Genomic DNA, 20835 nt, shown 5'->3' on the forward strand with positions numbered 1-20835 from the left:
TTCTGGACTTCATGCAATCCGCGATTGCCCCGTCCTACCGCATCACACACGAAAGCTGCATTGCGACAACACTCACGCGCTTTGATCGAACAGCAATCCGTTGAGTGAACGACCTTGCCGGGAGGAAACACCAAACATCGATTGCAAATTGGCCAAAGCGTCTTTCGTCACGTTGTAGGCATCCAGCGCGTCCACGTTTTCGCTGTCGTACTTTCCACCCGATGCCAGTTGAAACAGATCCGCCAGCGCGGTCTGGGTTGCTTCCAGCGTTGTACCAGTCAACGCCTCCATTTTAGAACTGCGATAGGACTCCGATGCGGACCCATTGGCGTTGATCGTGAAGTTGTCAAAACTGCCACGAAAACCTTCGGCGAGTTGGAAACCGATCCGCACGCCATCCTGCTCGAATTCGTATCGTCCGTCGACCTTGGTCACTTCTTGACCGTTCATTATGAACTGTTCGCGAGTCGCTGATGATCGGTAGGTACTGGGAGCACCAGTGCGACGTTGCACAGTGACCTCGGAATCGATTTCAAATGTGTCCAGGGCTCCTACAAACCCGTCAACAAACTCCAAGTCGATCGAACTCTCGCCGAGGGACACCTCGAACGTGTTGGTGGATGAAGTGTAGGTTTGGCCGTTGATGGTTGCTTGGCCGTCTTGCCCATAAGCGTTGCCGTTTCCATCTCCACCCGTGATAGAAAACTCATCTTCATCAGATCGCAAAGTGATGGGGTCAATCGCTCCCAGAAATCCAGTTTCGATATCAAATGTCATCACAGCGGAATCGATGGTGACACCAAATTCATCGCCATCCGCGACGAACGATTGACCATTGATAGTGGCCTCTGCATCGACTCCGTAAGCCGTACCGGTTTCATCACCTCCGGAAAGGTCAAAGGTACCGTCTGATGTGGTCACTTCAATCGAGTCGAACGTGCCTGTGAACCCGGACTGCACGTCAAAAGAATACGATCCGAGTGAATCGGCATAGTCCACATGGTTCCCATCGGCCACGACGGATTCACCATTGATGGTCAATTGGGCATCCGTGCCAGCGGCGTTCCCGTTTCCATCCCCGCCATCGGTGTCGAAGGAGCCCGAAACAACGTCTACTTCGACAATACCATCCGAGCCCTCACCTTGGCTTTCCAGCGTCAGCCTACTGCCGGACAGCGTCGCCACCACGCCCGTGTCACCCGTTCGGTCGTTGATGTCGTCGCGAAGAGAACTGAGCGATTGAAAAGCGGAAACATCGATTTCAGCCGTCCCCAACTCACCTGTCAGATTGAACGTCGCAATACCACCGACAGAGCCCAAGATACCATCGTAGGTCAGCTGGCCTTTGGTTGCCGTTTGGTCGACGGTTCCGCTCAAAGTGTTGGTCGACCGGGGCTCGGACGAATTCACCGTGAACCCTTGAATCTGCCCCGCGTTGACGCCTTCGACATCGACGTATTGAGTGATGTCATCCAACGTCACCTGAATGCTTTCGGACGATCCAATCGTTTGACCGCTGAACTGAAGCGTGTCGCCGTCGACCGTGGCGACCACTCCCGTGGACTCTGTCTCCGCATTGATTCGATCACGGACATCGCTTAGCGATTCACCTTGGACGATGGCAATTTGTTCGCTGCCCAGGTTGCCCGAAAGTGTGAACAAGGCGGTGTCGGCTACGCTGCCGCCACTACCCTGGTATTGCAACTTCGCAGTGTCCGCAGCGGTGGTGACGGTGCCGGATAATTCGACCACGGCTCCATCCGCGATGCTTTGCAAATCGAAACGTGGAATCTGCGCCGCATTCACCCCTTCAATCGTCGGACGAAATTGTCGAACGACGTTGGACAATCGCACTTCCGCATCGTCACCTCTCATCTGAGATACGAGCCGAAGCTCATTCCCGTTGACTTCTGCCTTGACACCAGTGAATGCCGAAACGTTGTTGATTTTCTCAGCAAATGAAAGCAACGATTCACCACGAGTGGTTTCCACATTCGCGGTGCCAAGATCTCCGCTCAGATCAAAGCTTGCCGACCCGGTGACCAATCCACTGGCATTGCCTTGGTAAGTCAGCCGAGCAACGGCAGCCACAGAATCGACTTGTCCTTGTACCGTTTCAGATACACCTTCAGGCAAACGGCTTAGGTCAACACGATCGATCTGTGACGCGTTGACTCCAAACAGTTGATTGTCGCCATAGTTTCGTCCCACTCGAACGGGACGCACGGTCGCTTCCAGCGATTGAAAAGTCCGCGAAGTCAAACGTAATTTCCCATCCAGCTCGATCGCCTTGACGCCAACGTTCTTCGAATTGATTTGCTGAGCCATGCCCGCAATGGAACGCCCGGGTTGAAACTGGATCCGACGCTCCGAGTCGCCGATCTTCAGGTCGAGTGAACCGCCGCCCTGCAGACGTCCGGCATCGGTGATCAAAACCTTCGCATTGCCGGCTTGTTGCGTGATCCCACCGGAAAATCGTGCCGATCCATTGGGCGGCAACGACAAGATTTCTAGGTCTTTGATCTGACTGGAATCGAGGCCGCGAACAACGGAATTCTCGGATCCGCCTAACGTCAATGATTGCCCGAGGAGCTCACTGATCTCAGTCAGTGCGGTGTCGATGCTGCCTTGTAGATTCGAGAAAGAACTTCCGGCACGAGCGGCATCCAACAGCTTTTCACCGATGCCAGCAACCAGTGAGTTGATCCGGTCAGACGTGGTGTCCACGCGACGCAGAAGCGTTTCGGGTTCGGACTGACTGGGCGCTCGGGCGCTCAGTTGAAAGTTCTCGACGAGGAGAGGCCGACTCGCGAAACTCGTTGATGTACTGGAGCTGATTGTCATCGTAGGGGTACTTGGATTGGAACAGCAAACTGCCCATGTCTCCTAAGAAGGAACCCCCCGGCTCCAAAACTGGCATTCAATACGCCAGCACCTAAACTCTAGGTCAAGAATGGACCTGAAGCGGCAAAAACATGCGTTATTTTCCACCCTCGTCGATCAACAAACGCACATCCGAAGCTGTTTTCACTGCTTCGTAGGGGGCTGGGTCTCGTTTTGGCCGCCGAGCTCAACCTGTTGGGGCGGCGTCCCGTGACAGGTTAAAGTACCGACCTCCCACGTCGTTGTGGCTCAGACGAACGGTTGCCACACGACCAGCCCCACCACCAAACCACAAGATTTCGTCATGGAAAAAGTGCTGATCGTCATCGGCGATGCCACCGAGTTGCTGGACACGATGTATCCGTATTACCGGCTGCAAGAAGCTGGATTCCAACCGGTCGTGACCGCTCCTGAAAAGCGTCTCTACCAACTGGTCCTGCACGAGGTGAAACCCGGCTGGACGATCACCAAAGAATGGGAAGGCTACACGCTCGATTGCGACGTGCCCTTTGCCGAGGTGAAGGAAGAAGACTACGCCGGCATCTTCTTCTCCGGCGGCCGAGCACCGGAATACATCCGCTACGACGAGGACTTGGTGCGGATCACCCAACACTTCTTTGACACCAACAAACCCATCGCCAGCGTTTGTCACGGGGTCGAGATTCCTGCCTACGCCGATCGCGTGCGTGGTCGCCGAATGGCCACGGTTGCCAAGTGCCAATTCGACTTAGAAGTCTGCGGCGGGATCTTCGTCGATGAACCCTGTGTGATTGACGGCAACCTCGTCAGCGGACGCACCTACCGAGACAACGGTTTCTACATCGCGCCCTGGATCAAGCAGCTCGAAGCAGCTCGCGATTCCAAAGGCTAAGCAGTCGCGGGTGACTTACCGTCCTTAGCACGCTTCATGCTCAGCCGATGAAGCGTCCACCGAAGAGAGCCAAAATCCTCTTGGGCACCACACGACCGCGACTCCCAGGTGCAACGCCTGGCAAATTGCCCTCCGTCCCCTTTTTGCTAGTTCGGGCGAATGGTTTCTTTCAGGTCATTGGCCGATGCGGTGGAAGTACCACACTTGGCTGGACCAATCCGCCGGTGGATGTAAACGAACCTCAGGGCCTGGTACATAGTCGCCGGCTGTGTTCTGGCCCTGAGCCTCGCGGGTCAGAACGCCGTCTTCGGGTGCCCATCCGTTGACCAATCGAAAGCCACCGTTGCCGGCCGGAATGAAAAACCATTGCTGGCTTGTCCAAGCTTCATTGAGCGTCTGCATTCCGACGGTACCACCAGGCAGAATTTGATTAGGATCGTCATTGGAGGCAGGCTGCCGAGTCAGATAGTCCGCCCCATCGCCCCACAGGTTGCGAATGCGATAAGCACTCGCATCAATCCGCTCCAGTTCCCACTTCAAGCTGGACCAGCTCTCGGACTGATCGTCCAAGCGTTCCACATAAACCCCTGACCCCGGAACGAACTGACCATCCAAATTGGGTTGCCCAAAGCGGGCCAAGTAGGACGTTTGCCAATCCCAACCACTCGTCACTCGATAGGTGTCGAAAGGTCGATTCAGCAGCACCGCCTGCATCTGCAGGTATGCCAACTTCGGCGCAATCGGAACCACACCATCCCCTCCTGAAATCGGTGTTGCGAACATTGACGTTCCCGGCGGCACTACCGTATCTGAAAATCCTGGTCGCCGGTCAGCCAAGGTCAACGTGAAGTCCGTGTCCTGCAACCACGAGGTCTCATCGGTGTAGTCCCACATCAAGAATGACTTGCACGCAGGTTGTTCCAATGCGATCTGCAACAGGTTTGAGAAGACGCGAGCTTGTCGCTGAAGCTGTTCCTGCGACGGCGGACTGCCCGCTGGATCCTGCGTTTGAACCGCCGCCACGTCACACTCGGTGATGAAGGCTTGAAAACCCTCGTTGGCAAACCGTTGAAAATTTTCGCGAATGCTGTCGTAGTTGGGTTCGTAGCGAAGGTCGAGCCAGTGGTTTTGGAAACCAACTCCGTCGATGGGAACACCTTGGTCTCGCAGTCGTTTGCACAACGCCAGCAAACGATCGGATTTGTCGTTCACCGTTTCGGCGGAGTACTCGTTGAGAATCAGCAACGCGTTTGGATCGGCTTCGTGAGCCCACTGAAACGCTTTCGCGATGTAGTCTGGCCCCATCGCCGCGTACTCTTTGTAGGGCACATAGTTTTCACCTGTACCAAGCCCCATCCGAAGTCCATCGGAATCCATCACATCGCCGTTGTCGCCAATGACTTCGTTGACAACGTCCCACACCCAAACACCGCCGGACACACTGCCCGCCATCGTCGATGTGTACTGCTGAAGCACCTGCTCGACGTCTTCGTTCGGCAAGTTCTGAAACCAAGGCAGTCGAACATTCTCAGTCGGATAGACCAGCACGTGAGCGTGCACCTGCATGCCATTCTGAACGGCCCAAGCAACGTTCTGTGTGAGCCCCGACGTGTCGATCGGCTGGTTGGGGTCGGCCCAAGGACCAAACGGCATGAACGCCTTTGCCGTCACCGCATTGAACTCCGATCGAGCCAGATCAAGGACCGGGGTGTTGAGCGACTCGGTGTCGTACCCGCCCATCACTCCGCCAATGGCGAAGTTGGGTGGAGCCAACTCTTTCAAACGATCGCCAGGAAATCCATCTTGTGCCGACGCCTGCCGATGGATCCCCGCTGATAGCGAAAACAGAACCAAGCACGAAGCGAAGGACGACAGACTTTTTGAAGAGAACATGATGCGACGGCCACTGGAATCATCGGGAAAAGGAGATCCACTGGACCTCGCCTTCGCACAGATTGTAGACCGAGCCGATCAGGAATTCTCGGAATTCACCAACGCTCAAAATTTCCAGCTGGCTTCGACGAACACGGCATCGTGCAAATCAAATTCGATCGCTTGCCGCTCATACTCAATCGACCGGTTGAAGACGTAACCGACCTCCACTCCCCAGCCACGATTGCCCGTCACGAGCGTTTCGTAGCCGCCGAAGACCCGAAGGCCATTCACGGTCAATTCATCGCTTTGACCGTCTCTGACGCCGCCTTCACGGGTCACCGCCCACGTGTTGCCACCGATTGAACCGCCGACAAATACCCAGCCTTCCGCCTGGCCCGGATCGACCCACAATCGTCGATTGATTTGCGGACGAGGCATCATCAAATCGATCTTCCATTCCGGCGTGGGAGTCCAGCTCAAACCAACCGCCGGCAACACGCCCAGGTCGCTGCGATCGAAGTAGACGGCGCCCAAAGACAGACTGAGATCGTCGCGGCACTGCCAATTGACCAGCCCCAAGCCAAACAAGCGAAACGCATTGTCGCTCGTTGTGAAGTCACTCCGCACCGATGGAGTTGCAATGACCATGGTTGAAATTCGCTCGTTCCACTTCTTGCGATGGAACAACGTGACACCGGTGCTGTAGAGCGTCTCTGGGGCATCGATGCCCGACAAACCGCTCAGATGATCCGCCCTAAAGAATGGACGCACTCCGAGCAAGTTGTCGAGGCTTCCCAGAGGAATACCAGTGCTCAGCCGGACTTCCCAGAACGTTTCATCAAGCCCACCTGTGGTGCCTGGACCGACGGGAGCACCACTGCCATCCGCGAGGAACCCACCCAACAATTCGCCGCCTTGGAACACGCCACGACGAAAGTTCTCAAGCTCAATTTCCGGAGACTCGCGAACGAGCCATCGACTGGGGGCGTGCTGGATGGCCGCCGGTTGAGCCGACAACACTTGCATTGGCGGCGTTTGAGCGTATGCGGTTCCAGCGGTGAACCACAACAAGAAACCACCCAAAACAAACGATCGCACGCAATACACCATGCGACATCGATACCGTGTGGCCTCATCCATGAGGTTTCACTCGTTCAGATGGAAATAGGGCTGACAGGAATCGAACCTGCACTCCCGAAGGAACTAGATCCTAAATCTAGCGCGTCTGCCAGTTCCGCCACAGCCCCGTGGCAACCAGACTCCGGCCTGGTCGTGTCTCAGTGCAACCCGTGCGAGCGTTCGACACGAAAGTCGAACATCGGTGCACGGTTGCGTAAATCTCTTCTGCCGTTTTGCGTCGCTGATTGCAACGCCAAAAATGTCGCAGTCCAAATCAGCTGGCGCCTGGTTCGCCGCCTTCTGCCGCAACCGTTGGCACGACCCAAACCTTCAGGCTGGCATCGACTTCGCTGTGCAGGTGAATCTTCACCGTGTACAGCCCCAACTCTTTCAAAGGACCTTCCAAACGGATTTGGTCCTGAGCCAAGGTGATGCCACTGGCCTTGAGAGCGTCGACGATCTCGTGAGGTCCAACGCTGCCGTACAAGTGACCTTCGTCGTTGGCGTTGGCTTCGATCGTGATCGACTGCTTGGCCAATTCGTCGGCTTGTTCGCGGTAGCTTTTCAGCTTTTCCAATTCGATCGCACGCAATTTTTCGCGGTGCTTCTCGACCATCCGTTTGTGGTGGTCGGTTGCGATCGTTGCCAAACCTTGCGGCAACAAGTAGTTCAACGCGTAACCAGGTTTGACTTCGACCAAGTCACCTTGGCGTCCGAGGTGTTCAACGTTGTGGATCAACAGCAGTTCGATACCGCCATTCTGGCCTTTTGGAAGCCGCTTGAAGTGGCTAGTCGCTGATTTTGACATGGTTCAGGGTCGAAGGATAAAGGGTTCTGATTCGGGATGATCGGAGATGATCGAAAACGTCACTTGGCGGGTTGGATGCTAGAACGGGATGTCCGGTTCGTCGTAACCAGGGCCGTCTCCGGTCGGTTGTGAATCATGCGAGGAAGGAGTATTGGAATTGACGTAATTGGAACGTTGCGATTCGGCAGGAGCCCCACCGGAATTCGGTCGCGAAGCAGCGGGTCTTCCGCCTCCACCACCGCCACCGGAATCACCTCGGCCGCCGATCATTTGCATGCGTTCGCCGATCACTTTGACCTTAGAGCGCTTCTGACCGTCTTTTTCCCACGTGTCCTGTTTCAGACGGCCTTCGACGAAGATCGGTGAACCTTTGGAAAGGTATTCACTGGCAACTTCTGCGGTGCGTCCAAACAGCGTGATCTCGAAGAACGAAACATCTTCAACCCACTGTCCATCGGACGCCTTGCGTTTTTCGTTGACTGCGATCGAAAACTCCGCGACGGCCATTCCGCTGGGCAAGTAACGCAGTTCGATGTCGCGGGTCAAATTACCCATCAACATCACGCGGTTAAAACTTGCCATGGTTGTGTCCTCCCGGAATTCGAGTCAATCGCGATTAAGCATCGGCGGTTTCAGCAACCGCTTCGCCAGTGCTTTCGGTCGACTCATCGTCGGAACCTTCCGCACCAGCTGGTCCGGTGAAGTGTTCACCACGAGCGTTGGCGAGGATTGGCTCGACCAAGCGTGGATCCAACTTGATGGTCAGTTCACGAATGACGGGCTCAGCCAATGCGAAAGCGCGAGCCAATTGAGTCAAGTTCGGGCCTTCCATGCTGAAATAGATCAGGTAGTAGGTGCCCTTTTGGTGCTTGTCGATTGGATAAGCAAGCTTTTGCTCCATCCACATCCGACTGACTTGCACTTCACCACCGTTCTCGGCGATCAGCTCTTCGAGCTGTTTGGCGACGCCACCGGGATCGCGTGCGTAGTGATTGCTATCGAGGATGAACAGCGTTTCGTAAGTGTTGACTTTTGCCACGGGAAAGATCGCGGGAGGTGCGGGTACGGGAAAAAAATTGACTAAGTGCCGCTGGCGGCATTGTAACGGTTCATGGCTTCCGTCACTCCGTTGGCCACCCAGCAAGCGGTGGCGTCACAGGAATGCACGATGGCATGTTCCATTTCTTCTAGTTCGGTTTTGTCAAACTTGCCCAAAACATAATCAGACACCTGCCATTTCGCTGGCGGACGCCCAATTCCGATCTTTAGTCTCGCCCATTGTTCGCTGCCGAGGTGACGAATGATGTCGACCAGGCCTTTTTGACCACCAGCGGAACCAGATCGTCGCAATCGAACGCGACCGGTTTCGAGGTTCAAGTCATCACAAATGACGAGGATGTCTTCCGGGGAAAGTTTGTAAAAATCCATTGCCTTGCGGACACTTTGCCCACTGGCGTTCATGTATGTGTGCGGGCAAAGCACCAAAACCTTTTCGTTTTCGATGCGACACTCGCTGATCTCTCCCTCAAATTTGGTCGTCGGGGGAGAACCGACATACCGACGCACGAGGGCGTCGGCGACCATGAATCCAATGTTGTGGCGGGTTTGGTCGTATTTGCGACCAGGGTTACCCAAGCCGACGACTAACTTCACTCTTCTGCTTCGCCGGAGCCTTTGCTGATCACCTCAGGTTCCGCCAAGGAGTCACCAGCTTCGGCGATTTCTTCGTCGCGTCGAGCTTCGATGTGTGTGATGACGACATCACCGTCGGTGATCAGTTCAACGCCTTCAGGAAGCGTCAGATCACCGGCGGTTTTGTGCTCGCCAACACCCAACTCGGAGACTTCCAGAATCAAGTGGTCAGGAATCGATCCGGCTGAGCAACGAATTTCGACTTCGTGGACGTTTTCCAGCAACATCCCGCCTTCGCGAACGCCAACGGCTTCGCCATGAAGCACGATTGGCACGCCCAATTCGACTTTTTCCTTCAGGTTGACTCGAATCAGGTCCATGTGCAGGACTTCGATGCCCAATGGATCCCACTGCATGTCGCTGACCAGGGCGGTCTCATCGACATCGCCGGACAGTTGAACAGTTTTGCTGTGGTGACGAAGCAGACCTTTGACTTGTGCCGAAGGAACAGCCAAGTGTTCGTTGGCTTCGCCGTGACCGTACAGGACGGCAGGAACATGACCGTCGCGACGCAAACGGCGAGTGGCGGCCGTGCCGGTGGATTCACGTTTGGTGACTTGAATGACGTCCGTCATAACGGGGACCGACCTGGGCAATGAAAGTGGATATGGAAGGGGAAAACCGCTTTGAAATCGTGTTCGCAGCCATCATCGTTGAATCAAAAACGGCACTTTGAGAAGTGCGATTCCGAACACGGGGCGCGGGATTCCTGGCGGAGCAATTTTTCGAAGCACGGCAGTATGCCGATTTCCGGCCTGCCTGCAAGGCCAAAACTACCTGTTTTGCGTCTCCGATCCAGTCGCACTGGCAATCGCATCGTTGATCGCTTCCAGCATTCCACCCAGCGACGCATTGTCAAACGTTCGATTTCCCAAATGCTCTCGCAAAGCGGGAGTCCATGAAACCTGCGTCTTGCCAGGCAATCGCTGCAGTGCAAATGCCCGGTCACTGGGTATCGTCCAGGAGATTTCGTCGCCATCGACATGAATGGCCCGATCCTCGACGGTGTCAGCCGGAATCAGATGAATCGGCATTGCGGACTCGATCGCCCACTGTTTTGCCCCCGGAGGAGTGATTTCTTCGTTCAACAACCAAACCGCCGTCGCCGTTCGCCCGGTCGTCGGGTGCGTCCAAATCAGATGCCGCATCCGGCGATCAACATGCTGACCATTGATCGCCATCACAGCGGTGACATCGAAGACAATCAACGACGTGGTCTGGATCACCACAATCGGCGGATCCATCATCGCTTCGTTCTTGGCCAACACGCGAGTGGCGATCATTCCCAGATCAGCACCGAGCGACTCCGCTTTCTCTGACGTGACGACCGTCGGACGCTTGCCAATCTTGTAGGAATGCCCCAGCCCGACTTCGCGAAGCTGGTACTTGCCGTCCTGCTGAACAACCGTGGCCATGATCGCCAATCCAAACAGGCTGCTGTTTTGGCGAACCACTTCGATCACGTCATCGACATCACCGTGGGTCAGCTTGGGTGTGCCCAGAAACAACAACTGATTGAATCGATCGCGTGGCATCGATTGGGCGACCAAACCAGCCGGCAACCGAACAACACCCGAATCCACGCCCCACGCCGCTTTGGCAATTGGCGGTTGCGCAGACGCGAAATTCGAACCAGTGATCGATGCCAGGACCAACGTCCCGGCAATCAGGGCGCACCAAACGGCAAACGCCAAGCCAACCTGAGACAGGCGGGCTTGGCGATGCGAGTCAGACTTCAACGAATGGATTCGTATCATCAGATGATTCAAAGGTGCCTAGGCACTCTTGGTCGTTGGCATTTTGAACAAGTCTTGCTTGCCGGTCACGATCGCTTCGTCAATCGTGTAAACCTTGCCGGCTTCTTGTTCCGGCAGGTCATACATGATGTCCAGCATCACGTCTTCCATGATGCCTCGCAAACCACGAGCCCCGACGCCCTTGTCGACCGCTTTCTTCGCGATCGCATGCAAGGCTTCTTCGGTGAACTCAAGTTCGCAATTTTCCATCGCGAACAACGCTTGGTACTGCTTGACCAATGAGTTCTTTGGTTCGGTCAGAACTTGAATCAGACCTTCCAAGTCGAGCGGCTGCAGGTAACTGATGACCGGCATCCGACCAACGAGCTCAGGAATCAAGCCGAACTTCAGGATGTCCTCGGTTTGGACTTGAGCAACCAATTCGCCCGGAGTTTGCTCGTTGCGGACATTGGCACCTTCGCCAAATCCGAGCGTACGATGGCCGAGACGACGGCGAATGATCTCTTCAATTCCGACGAACGTTCCGCCGCAGATGAACAGAATGTTGCTCGTGTCCAACTGGATGTACTGTTGCTCGGGATGCTTGCGTCCGCCTTGCGGTGGAACATTGGCAACGGTGCCTTCCAGCATTTTCAGCAAGCTTTGCTGAACGCCTTCGCCCGACACGTCACGAGTGATCGAGACATTGCCGTTCGTGCTGCCGATCTTGTCCACTTCGTCGATGTACAAAATCCCACGCTGAGCGGCTTCGACATCGAAGTCGGCTGCGTGCAACAACTTCAGCAACAGGTTCTCGACGTCTTCGCCAACGTAACCCGCCTCGGTCAATGTGGTCGCATCGCCGATGGCGAAGGGCACGTTCAACATGCGAGCGAGTGAGCGAGCCAGCAATGTTTTGCCGCTTCCCGTTGGCCCGGCCAACAGAATGTTGCTCTTCTCGATCTCGACTTCGCCGTTGCTGCCATCGGCACCATTGCTGAGTCGTTTGTAGTGGTTGTGAACAGCCACCGCCAAAACGCGTTTGGCTGAACCTTGACCGATGACATAGTTGTCCAGGTGCTCAACGATCGACCGCGGCGACGGGATATCGCTGAACAATGACTTGGACGGACCGCGACGACGTTGTTCCTGGTCCAGAATGGATTGACACAGGTCAATGCACTCGGCACAGATGTAAACGTCTCCGGGGCCTTCGACGAGGGGACCGACGTCACGGTAACTCTTACGACAGAAGCTGCAAAACGCATTCTTCTTCGTCGCTGCGCTGCCGCGGCGAGAGTTCGAAGTTTCCTTGGTGGGCATACACGACTCCTTACTTTTATGAGTCCAACATTGCGGGCTCGTCCCTCGGCGTCGGCGGATGACGATCAATGAGGTTTTCGCGAGCAATCGAGCGCCAACACCGTATTCGGCGTTCACGCTTTATTGTACGCGATTCCTCGCATCCACCGAACATTGAAGGCGCGTTCTCGCAAAAGAACTCGACACATCGAACGGATCGGCCACGACTCGAATGCTTTTCAACACCTAGCGACCCGGATTTGCATCCGAATCAACCCGCGCCGAAGGAACATCCTTGTCCTCGAAGCTCGAGCCACTCGTGGTTTGGTAATGGGTTTCATCGTTTGTCGATGATTGGTATGCCCGAGAATTGGGAGGGCGAACCATCGACGGTTATTGGGTAGCAACGCGGTCGGTTGTCATCGGCGACTCACCGTTTCTCCGGTGCCTTGTTCGTTCAGGTTCGCGATTCATTCTCGCCCTCTTCGTCAAGACGAGGAGGAGGGGAAGGATCGCGACCGGAATCGGCCTGGGAGGCGGAGGGAACCGGAGGATCAGTCGTCGAAGCGGAAGTTGACCGCCTTGCTGCTTGTATAGTTCGGAATTCCTCTTCGCTTATGTCACCTTTGCGTCGCATTTCTTCCAGGTTTGCAAACACTTCTGAGGTGCCTAGCTGGTCGTCAGTGTTGTAGTCGCGCAACCTTGCCAACACCCAAAATGCGAGTGCAATCAAGATGGCTAGAACCACTAGAGCAATGCCAGCCTGCACGGCCGGTTTTGCAATCACATCTGTCACAACCGAGACTTCGTTCATTGCTGCTGATTTGGAAGTTCGGCACCGCCGCCAACTCTCGCAAGAGTCCTTGCCGGTGCTCTTTGATCATAGGAGTGTCCCGGTTGGCCGGTCCACTTGCAATTGTCGCAAAAAACGAGGCTTTTGGGTTTCACAAGTTCGTTTCACGCCTGCTCACAAGCCTGGCGCCACCATCGGCACTGCATCAAATGCTGCATTCCTAGACGCGGGATTCGCAACCCTTGTTCGCAATGCCCTTCGACCCGAGCGATCAAGGGACCGTCGAATCCCATTTTCCCCAATGTCTCGGTAACACGGCGAAGCGTCAGCTCTCCGGTGCCGATCGGCGTGTCATCGCGTCCGACCGTCCCCAGCGGCAAATCACGAGGCGGTTGCCCCGGCCAACGGTGATCGCACAAATACACCAGCTTCAGCCGCTCAGCGTTCCGCTGCAAACGAGCCCCCAGCGGCATCTCGCCCGCCGAAACCATTTCGCCCAAATCAGCCGCCAAACCCAAATCCACTCCGTCGGGAAGCCACTGACACATCCGCTCAAACTCGGCGACGCTCGAGATCGCGTGTCCCGTCGCCGGCCGGAGCGCGATCGAAACGCCCCGCTGCTGAGCAAACGAGGCCAGCGATTCCAGCCGCGACGCTAGTCGCTCCAAATCCGCCTCGCTCAATCCCGGCGAAAACTCGTCCCTCGGCCAGACTCCCGATCCCAGGGTCAAAACGGTGCCCGGCAACCGCTCGGCCATCCGAATCCAGTGCTGACACCAATCCAAGGCGGCCTGACTGCTATCGGCATTCGAATCCGCCAGAGAAGGCATCGCGGCTTTTTCGCGATCCAGGACAAACGAGGATTCGGTATCGATCACCACCCGGCAACGATGCAATCGTGCCTCATCCAGAAAACGATCCCAGGAGTCGGTTTCAGGGCCGCGAGCTTGGCTGGACAAGGCCCCATCCGCCGCCAAACCGTTCTCCCAGGCCAAAATTCCTCTTCTTGGCCGAACCGCGACGCAGCGATATCCCATCGACACCAGGGGTTCGATCGTCGAGACCGGGTCGTGCAATAACAACCCGCCTGTGTGGTAACCCGGCGTCATCGGCATGATGGTAACCTTGCGTCTCGAATCATCGCTCCCTTTCGGTGGCTCCCAAACGGATTCATCTGGAAGTGAACAGACAAACCTCGAAGAATGCGCAAACGGCTCAGCGTCCAACGGGCACTTTGCTCGGTAGACGGCAATCCCTCTTCCGAGCAGCACCGCTCAAAACTCTGCTGCCGTTTCCGCCCTGTCTTCGCTCAACTCGCTTTCCACTGTAACTGAATCTCCATGTCAGATTCTCCCACCGCGTCCACCGCCGCCGACACCCCGTACGCAATCGGTGACGCAGCAGTGCCCACCGAATCGGATCCCGCCGGCGTGCAGCCCAAAGACGGTCCGATCGACTCGCTCAGCCATCCTTCGTTCATTGGCTTCATCGCGACCCAGTTCTTCGGTGCTTTCAACGACAACCTGTTCAAACAGTTGTTGCTGTTGCTGGCCATTCCCACCGCCGTTGCGGCGACGGTCACGGAAACCAACCTGGTCGATGGAGCCGTTGCCGTCGAAGTCTCCGAGGACCTCGCTGGTGCTCCGGCCGCAAAGCCATCCGGCGGAGGCGACTTGCAAGGGATCGCGACGGTGGTGTTCGGGTTGCCATTCGTTGTCTTCGGTGGCTTGGCCGGGTACCTGGCCGATCGCTACAGCAAACGTACGATCATCGTGACCAGCAAAGTCGCCGAGATCGTCGTCATGGGACTCGGTCTGCTCGCGTTCTTGGCCACGCCCATGATCGGATTCGCGGGACTTTGGATTGTGCTGTTCTTGATGGGCCTGCAAAGCACGTTCTTTGGGCCTGGCAAGTACGGCATCATGCCGGAGATGTTGTCAGGCAACCAACTCAACCGCGGCAACGGTTTGGTTCTGATGACCACATTCATCGCGATCATCATCGGCACCGCGGTCGCCGGTCCACTGAAGGATTCGATCGTGCCGGCCGGAGTCCCACAAATGGAAGCCGCCTCCGGTTTGTGGATCGGTTCGTTGGTGTGCGTTGGCATCGCCATCGTGGGAACGATCACCAGCCTTTTGATCATCCGTCTGCCCGCCGCGGATCCAACCCTGAAACTCAAAGCTGAATACTTGGCTGTCCCGAAAGCGATGCGGACACTTTTGAAAAAAGACACGCCGTTGTTGATCGCATTGTTGGCGTCCTGCGTGTTTTGGTTGATCGCTGGCCTAACAATCCAAGCCGTCAACTCGCTCGGCAAAACCCAGCTTGAGATTTCTGACACGAAAACCAGCTTGATGGTGTCCCTCATCAGCGTCGGAATCGCCGCCGGTGGCGCCGCCGCAGGTGCTTTGAGCCGCAAGCTGTCCGACCGGGTCGTCATTCAAATTGGCATGTGGGGCGTCGTCGCATTCTGCGCCGTGCTCGCGATCTCGTTGCCCGGCGGCCGGCACCTGCTGGGCTTTGGCGGTTCGATTCCCGTGCTGATGCTGCTCGGTGCCTCGGCCGCATTTTTCGCGATTCCGATTCAAGTGTTCCTGCAAGCCCGTCCGCCCGAGGAACTCAAAGGCCGCATGATCGCGGTCATGAACCAAGCCAACTTTTTCGCGATCGTGATGTCAGGTGTTCTGTACCAAATCCTCAACACGATTCTGACCTCCGCCGATCTGCCACGAAGCACCGTGTTCGGCGCGATGGCGGTGTTGTTCCTTCCTGTGGCAATCTTCTATCGGCCATCGCTCGATCGAACGGTTTCGCCAGCCGCAACATCGGTCACTCCAGCCAACTGATCCGGCTGGTTGCTTGGTTGGATAAGGTGCTCCGCACAAAAGGCAGCATCTCTTTTCACCCCACCAACAACGCCATTGCCGCGAGTCGTTGCAGGTTGGACTTCATCTTTGAATTCACCAACGGTCGCAAGTTCTCTTCGCCGGTAACGACTTGGTCGCCTTCGATTAAGCCACCGTTGGCCATCGCATAAGCGATCATGCTCTCGATCAAACTCGCGTGGTCCGACTGACCATCGCAGCACCGGACCAAGTGAGCCGTTGTATCGTCCAGCCGAATGGGTTGATGACGCAGATTGGTCACGGTATCGCCCAACAAGACTTGTTCTCGAGAGAGCGCCGTGGCACGCGGGTGGGAAGAAACTTCGCGGAACGCTTCCGTCGGTGACGCGCTAACTGTCACCAACCCGACACAAACCAAATTGAACAAATCCGCTTTCAAAGTCGCGAGCGAATCAGGCTCTTGCGAATCAGCAGTCGAGCAAAGTTCTTCGAAACTGATCGATGACGGGTACTGATCGACCAAGCGACCAATGGCAGCCTGGGTCATGGGATGATCGACGGTTCCGCTCAACCCATTCGCCCCGGTGATCTGATCCCCTTCCAGCTTCGACGAGGTCACAAAGTGCATCGACTCCATCGCGGAGGATTGAAGTTGCTCACTGACGGCAACCGAGTCGCGACACAGTAGTGTTTGTCGAAACGTTCGACGGCGAAAGAAATCCAGCGTTTGGGCTCGGCGAATTTTCGGCAGCGAAGCGAGTGCCGACGCGACATCGGGACGAACCTGTTCGTAGGTTGAATCACCCCAGTCCGCCTCGGCGATGGTTTGCAAACAATGCGAGGCGGCTTCGGTCGCGAATTCGTGAAAGTAACAAGGCCGGTTGGTGTCTTCGAATTGCTCGTGAAAGAGGTAAGCTTCGTTGGCTCGATCGAGTGCTTGGAGCTCTTCCTCCAAAGCCACTCGGTACGCTGATCCTTGCGGAACATTTTGTGCGACTGAACTCAGCAACGCTTTGCCATGACGCAGACGTGTCGGCGGATCCTCAATGCCATCAGCGTGAAAGCGCATGATGTCGCGAGCCATTTGTCGTTGATGCCAGCCTGGATAAGTGTTGTAGCTAATCAGCGCGACTCCATTGTCAGACAACCGCAACTGGCAAATCGCCAGGATCGCTTGCCGTGCTTCTTCGGGCACCCAGGAATAAGCACCGTGCACAATGATATAGTCGAACCGTTCCTCATCGCTTTCCGCTTCCGTGACCCAATCTTCGATCCGACCCTGGTGCAACTGAATGTTGGAAAGACCGAGCTTGCCGATCATCGCGTTGCCCGTTTTCACATGGCCGGCGGCCAAATCGATTCCCTCGAAGTGACTGCTCGGCAAGAGAGTTGCCAACGAGATCAAATTGCCGCCCGGACCGCACGCCAATTCCAAAACGCGACACGATTCCGGCGGCGGTGCATTCACGCCGTGCAGCCGACCGATCGCGGCCATGTTGCCAGGATGAGTCGCCGGATGAATGAAATCGGGATACGGGACTTTGTCGTAGTTGCTCATCAACTTCGCGATGGATGGGGAGTGATTGGGCGGGACACTGAATCTTTCGCATCCTTGGAACGTGTTTCCGGATGATATGATCGGCGACAAAGTTTATCACGGTCGATGTTGATCGCAGACCATGCTTCTTGATTCAGGTGCCACAGTTGAACGAGATCTTCCCACGATTGGTGTGCGGCCTTGGCATCGTTGTGTTCGTGACGCTGGCTTGGTCGATCAGCACCAATCGCCGGCAATTTCCCTGGCGGATCGTGATCGGCGGTCTGTTGCTGCAGTTCACCCTGGCCGTGCTGGTTCTGCAAACCGAGCTGGGGCAACGAACATTCAAACATATCGGTGCCGGCTTTCAAAAGTTGATGAGCACCGTCGATGCCGGATCGGGTTTTCTGTTTGCCACCGGTCCTGACAATCCATTGGGTGATTCATTGCTCGCAACTTTCGCGTTTGGCGTGTTGCCGACCGTGATCTTCTTTTCGTCCTTGATGAGCGTTCTTTATCACCTCGGCGTGATGCAGCGAATCGTTTGGGTGATGGCTTGGGTGATGAAATTCTCCCTCAAAACCAGCGGGCCGGAAACGTTGGCAGCTGCGGCCAATGTCTTCGTCGGTCACACCGAGGCTCCTTTGGTCGTCCGTCCGTACCTGGCCAAGATGAGTCGCAGCGAACTGTGCGCGATGATGACCGGCGGGTTTGCTACTGTGACGGGAGGTCTGCTGGGTGCATATGCAAAGATGGGTGTGGACATCAGCCACCTACTGACCGCATCAATCATCAGTGCGCCCGCAGCACTCTTGATCGCGAAAGTCATGGTACCGGACACGCCAGAGGAATTGAGTACCGAACGTTCGGGCAGTGCGAAAGCCGCCGACGAGGCGATGACGCTGAAGATCGAGCGAACGCATGTGAACGTCATCGCAGCCGCGGTCGAAGGTGCCAGCGATGGATTGAAATTGGCACTCAACGTGGGTGCGATGTTGATCGCATTCCTGGCGATGATTGCACTGATCGATTTGCTGCTTGGTGGCATGTGCACGACGTTCGACTGGGTCGACTCCAGTGGAGATCCATCGATCACTCTCGGCGTGATCCTGGGCTATGCGTGCTGGCCGCTCGCTTGGCTGCTGGGAATTCCCGCGTCGGAATGTCGCGCCGCGGGCGAACTGATTGGGCTCAAAACCGTCGCCAATGAATTCATCGCCTACCAACAATTGGGACAAATCGTTCAGGCGGAAGAGCCCACGATCAGCGCCCGCACCGCCACGGTGCTGACGTATGCCCTAGCCGGATTCAGCAATTTCGCAGCAATCGGAATCCAGGTCGGCGGCATCGGCGGGCTGGTTCCCGAACGAAAATCCGACCTCGCTTCTTTGGGTTTGCGAGCGATGTTCGGCGGATTGCTGGCGTGCTGCATGACCGGAGCCATCGCCGGCATGATGCTCTGAACCAACCGAGGCATCAGGTCCGACGACGCAGAAACGGACGGTGAGCTATACTGCGGGTTCCTACCTTCCAACCCTCCCGCACTCCGAGTGAACACCTTGAACGTCCGTCGTTTGCACCTCGTCCCCGCCCTGTTTTTGCTGTTCATCGCCGCAGCGATTGTTCCCCAAACCAGCCAAGCAGAAACTCAAAAGCTTGTTTTGGTCGCCGGCAAACCTTCCCACCCGCCTCGAATGCACGAGTTCAACGCGGGCGTGCAGTTGCTGGCGAACTCGTTGAAAGACGTCGAGGATTTGGACGTCGAAGTGGTTCTAAACGGATGGCCCAAAGACGAAGCCGTTTTCGAAAACGCTGATGCGGTCGTGTTTTACATGGACGGTGGCGGACGCCACGAAATCGTTCAGGAAGAAGGCCGTCGCCTGAAAATGATTGACGAGTGGGCCAAAAACGGAGTCGGCCTGGGCTTCATGCACTACGGCGTGGAAGTCTTGACCGATCAAGCCGGCGAAGAAATGAAACGCTGGATCGGTGGCCACTATGAACACCAGTTTTCATGCAACCCAATTTGGGAACCCACTTTCGCGGTCTTCCCCGATCATCCCGTCACCAGCGGTGTCCAACCGTTCCAAGCCAACGACGAGTGGTACTTCAACATGCGATTCTTGTCAGGAATGGCTGGCAACGAAGCCAAAGAAATCGACGGCGTTCAATTCCAGCCAATCCTGTTGGCCAAACCATCCGACGATGTTCGCGATGGACCCTACGTTTACCCACGAGGCCCTTACGATCACATCCAAGCATCGGCGGGTCGCGCCGAGGCAATGATGTGGGTGGTCGAACGTCCCGATGGCGGTCGCGGATTTGGATTCACCGGTGGTCACTTCCACGACAACTGGGGAATCGAGGACTATCGCAAAGTCGTGCTCAACGCGTTGGTTTGGACAGCCAAAGGCAACGTTCCTGAAGACGGCATTCAATCCACCGTCAGCGAGGAACAATTGGACCAAAACCTGGACCCCAAAAAACCTCGCAAGAAGAAATAGAACGCCAATCCAAACGACGTCCTTCGCATAACAGCCTGTTGATTTAATCGTATATCGAATGACATCAATTAGCCGAAGGGCATTAGCCCCGGTTGGCGTCTGATTAACCGCCGCTACCGCGGTACGGCTCATTGAATCAACAGTCCGATAAGCGATGGACAACACGATTCAGCCGGAGCAGCCATCAAGCTGTTCCGGCTTTTTTTGTGCCTGGAGCACTTCCTGCTGAGTTGTCGTAGCGTTCGAACCAGCACTCAGAACATCACGGGTTTGCCACATTCCCGGCGAACGGGAACGATTTGACCGGCGTGCATCATCGGGTGAGTCCCGATCAGAATCATCATGTCGCCAACGGTCGGGCAGAAAGCTCGCATCTGCTCCGGAGCTGGATCATCGAGTTTGGACTCATCCATCGCTTCGAGTGCCGCCAACGTGTTCGCACGAACCTTGGTCATCAGTTCCAAGTATTCCGCCAACGTGTTGAACTTTGATGGGTCTTCGCAATCCACGTTGTCTTTGTGATGGGCTTCTTCAAAGCCTTCGGGCAATTCCGTTTTGAACTCCGGAAACATCCCGCCCAGCATCATCACTTCTGCGACCACCAAGTGCCCGATTTGCCATGCCAGATGGTTGCAACCCTTGCCGGGTCGACGCATCAGCTCCGCATCTTCCAGGTCACCGAGATAGCCGCGAAAGACCATGTCGCTCAGGTTCATTGTCGACCGAATCGCATCTTTGACTTGCACCGCAAACACCCTCGTTTGAATGGGAGTTGGCTCTCCGAACTGGACGAGGCTGGATTGAATCGAAAAGAAATCCAGCGAGCCGACCGGGTGAGTCTAACGCATCAAACGCGTCTCGAAACC

General features: G+C 56.0%; 17 protein-coding genes and 1 tRNA gene. 4 read left to right on the forward strand and 14 right to left on the reverse strand.

Features of this window, described 5'->3' with window-relative positions; translation table 11 throughout:
• Positions 1-72 precede the first annotated feature (72 nt).
• Complete coding sequence (locus tag RE6C_RS05645; RefSeq protein WP_008654664.1) at positions 73-2727, reverse strand: flagellin hook IN motif-containing protein; 2655 nt, start codon at positions 2725-2727, stop codon at positions 73-75.
• Between the two features lie 400 nt (positions 2728-3127).
• On the opposite strand from RE6C_RS05645, the gene RE6C_RS05650 reads away from it, so the two are divergent.
• Positions 3128-3754, forward strand: a complete 627-nt coding sequence (locus RE6C_RS05650) for a DJ-1/PfpI family protein (protein ID WP_008654666.1) — start codon at positions 3128-3130, stop codon at positions 3752-3754.
• Positions 3755-3928: 174 nt separating this feature from the next.
• Here the strand turns inward: RE6C_RS05650 and RE6C_RS05655 are convergent, their stop codons facing one another.
• From RE6C_RS05655 to RE6C_RS05715, 11 genes are all read right to left on the reverse strand, one after another.
• On the reverse strand, positions 3929-5647 hold the full coding sequence (locus tag RE6C_RS05655) for an endo-1,4-beta-xylanase (RefSeq protein WP_008654668.1): 1719 nt from the start codon (positions 5645-5647) through the stop codon (positions 3929-3931).
• Between the two features lie 105 nt (positions 5648-5752).
• The gene (locus RE6C_RS05660) at positions 5753-6769 is read right to left on the reverse strand and encodes a DUF6268 family outer membrane beta-barrel protein (RefSeq protein ID WP_037252794.1); all 1017 of its coding nucleotides are present in this window, start codon (positions 6767-6769) and stop codon (positions 5753-5755) included.
• 25 nt (positions 6770-6794) lie between these two features.
• A tRNA-Leu gene (locus tag RE6C_RS05665) sits at positions 6795-6876 on the reverse strand.
• A gap of 146 nt (positions 6877-7022) precedes the next feature.
• Positions 7023-7556: a 50S ribosomal protein L9 gene (gene rplI, locus RE6C_RS05670; RefSeq protein WP_007324822.1), complete on the reverse strand. Its 534-nt coding sequence runs from the start codon at positions 7554-7556 to the stop codon at positions 7023-7025.
• 78 nt (positions 7557-7634) lie between these two features.
• Positions 7635-8138, reverse strand: a complete 504-nt coding sequence (locus RE6C_RS05675) for a single-stranded DNA-binding protein (RefSeq protein WP_008654676.1) — start codon at positions 8136-8138, stop codon at positions 7635-7637.
• Positions 8139-8172: 34 nt separating this feature from the next.
• Positions 8173-8595, reverse strand: coding sequence for a 30S ribosomal protein S6 (gene rpsF, locus RE6C_RS05680; RefSeq protein ID WP_008654678.1), 423 nt, complete (start codon positions 8593-8595; stop codon positions 8173-8175).
• 41 nt (positions 8596-8636) lie between these two features.
• Positions 8637-9209, reverse strand: coding sequence for an aminoacyl-tRNA hydrolase (gene pth, locus RE6C_RS05685; RefSeq protein WP_008669448.1), 573 nt, complete (start codon positions 9207-9209; stop codon positions 8637-8639).
• Positions 9206-9823, reverse strand: a complete 618-nt coding sequence (locus RE6C_RS05690; RefSeq protein WP_008654681.1) for a 50S ribosomal protein L25 — start codon at positions 9821-9823, stop codon at positions 9206-9208. The genes pth and RE6C_RS05690 overlap by 4 nt, the downstream gene beginning before the upstream one ends.
• A 198-nt stretch (positions 9824-10021) precedes the next feature.
• Positions 10022-11005 carry a hypothetical protein gene (locus tag RE6C_RS05695; RefSeq protein ID WP_008654683.1) on the reverse strand — a complete coding sequence of 328 codons (984 nt, stop codon included), beginning with the start codon at positions 11003-11005 and terminating at the stop codon, positions 10022-10024.
• Positions 11006-11023: 18 nt separating this feature from the next.
• On the reverse strand, positions 11024-12307 hold the full coding sequence (gene clpX / locus RE6C_RS05700) for an ATP-dependent Clp protease ATP-binding subunit ClpX (protein ID WP_007324828.1): 1284 nt from the start codon (positions 12305-12307) through the stop codon (positions 11024-11026).
• 936 nt (positions 12308-13243) lie between these two features.
• On the reverse strand, positions 13244-14194 hold the full coding sequence (locus tag RE6C_RS05715) for a sugar phosphate isomerase/epimerase family protein (RefSeq protein WP_039961281.1): 951 nt from the start codon (positions 14192-14194) through the stop codon (positions 13244-13246).
• Between the two features lie 225 nt (positions 14195-14419).
• Between RE6C_RS05715 and RE6C_RS05725 the strand changes: the two genes are divergently transcribed.
• Positions 14420-15928 (forward strand): MFS transporter, encoded by a 1509-nt coding sequence (locus RE6C_RS05725; RefSeq protein WP_008654695.1) that lies wholly within the window; start codon positions 14420-14422, stop codon positions 15926-15928.
• Between the two features lie 55 nt (positions 15929-15983).
• Here the strand turns inward: RE6C_RS05725 and RE6C_RS05730 are convergent, their stop codons facing one another.
• A complete protein-coding gene (locus RE6C_RS05730; RefSeq protein WP_236617970.1) occupies positions 15984-17486 on the reverse strand; it encodes a methyltransferase regulatory domain-containing protein in 1503 nt (500 codons plus the stop codon).
• Between the two features lie 137 nt (positions 17487-17623).
• On the opposite strand from RE6C_RS05730, the gene RE6C_RS05735 reads away from it, so the two are divergent.
• Both RE6C_RS05735 and RE6C_RS05740 read left to right on the forward strand, forming a co-directional pair.
• Complete coding sequence (locus tag RE6C_RS05735) at positions 17624-18928, forward strand: NupC/NupG family nucleoside CNT transporter (RefSeq protein ID WP_008654697.1); 1305 nt, start codon at positions 17624-17626, stop codon at positions 18926-18928.
• An 87-nt stretch (positions 18929-19015) separates the two neighbouring features.
• Positions 19016-19969, forward strand: coding sequence for a ThuA domain-containing protein (locus RE6C_RS05740; RefSeq protein ID WP_008654698.1), 954 nt, complete (start codon positions 19016-19018; stop codon positions 19967-19969).
• A 254-nt stretch (positions 19970-20223) separates the two neighbouring features.
• On the opposite strand, the gene RE6C_RS05745 is transcribed toward RE6C_RS05740, so the two are convergent.
• A complete protein-coding gene (locus tag RE6C_RS05745) occupies positions 20224-20715 on the reverse strand; it encodes a DinB family protein (RefSeq protein ID WP_236617971.1) in 492 nt (163 codons plus the stop codon).
• Between the last annotated feature and the right edge of the window lie 120 nt (positions 20716-20835).

Origin of the sequence: Rhodopirellula europaea 6C, from assembly GCF_000338295.1 — a bacterium.
GTDB lineage: Bacteria > Planctomycetota > Planctomycetia > Pirellulales > Pirellulaceae > Rhodopirellula > Rhodopirellula europaea.

Excerpts from the sequence above, each read along its gene's own strand:
- RE6C_RS05675 (WP_008654676.1), bottom strand. The coding sequence starts at position 8,138 with ATGGCAAGTTTTAACCGCGTGATGTTGATGGGTAATTTGACCCGCGAC.
- RE6C_RS05655 (WP_008654668.1), bottom strand. The coding sequence starts at position 5,647 with ATGTTCTCTTCAAAAAGTCTGTCGTCCTTCGCTTCGTGCTTGGTTCTG.
- RE6C_RS05725 (WP_008654695.1), top strand. The coding sequence starts at position 14,420 with ATGTCAGATTCTCCCACCGCGTCCACCGCCGCCGACACCCCGTACGCA.
- RE6C_RS05715 (WP_039961281.1), bottom strand. The coding sequence starts at position 14,194 with ATGCCGATGACGCCGGGTTACCACACAGGCGGGTTGTTATTGCACGAC.
- RE6C_RS05730 (WP_236617970.1), bottom strand. The coding sequence starts at position 17,486 with ATGAGCAACTACGACAAAGTCCCGTATCCCGATTTCATTCATCCGGCG.
- rplI (WP_007324822.1), bottom strand. The coding sequence starts at position 7,556 with ATGTCAAAATCAGCGACTAGCCACTTCAAGCGGCTTCCAAAAGGCCAG.
- RE6C_RS05695 (WP_008654683.1), bottom strand. The coding sequence starts at position 11,005 with ATGATACGAATCCATTCGTTGAAGTCTGACTCGCATCGCCAAGCCCGC.
- RE6C_RS05690 (WP_008654681.1), bottom strand. The coding sequence starts at position 9,823 with ATGACGGACGTCATTCAAGTCACCAAACGTGAATCCACCGGCACGGCC.
- clpX (WP_007324828.1), bottom strand. The coding sequence starts at position 12,307 with ATGCCCACCAAGGAAACTTCGAACTCTCGCCGCGGCAGCGCAGCGACG.
- RE6C_RS05660 (WP_037252794.1), bottom strand. The coding sequence starts at position 6,769 with ATGGATGAGGCCACACGGTATCGATGTCGCATGGTGTATTGCGTGCGA.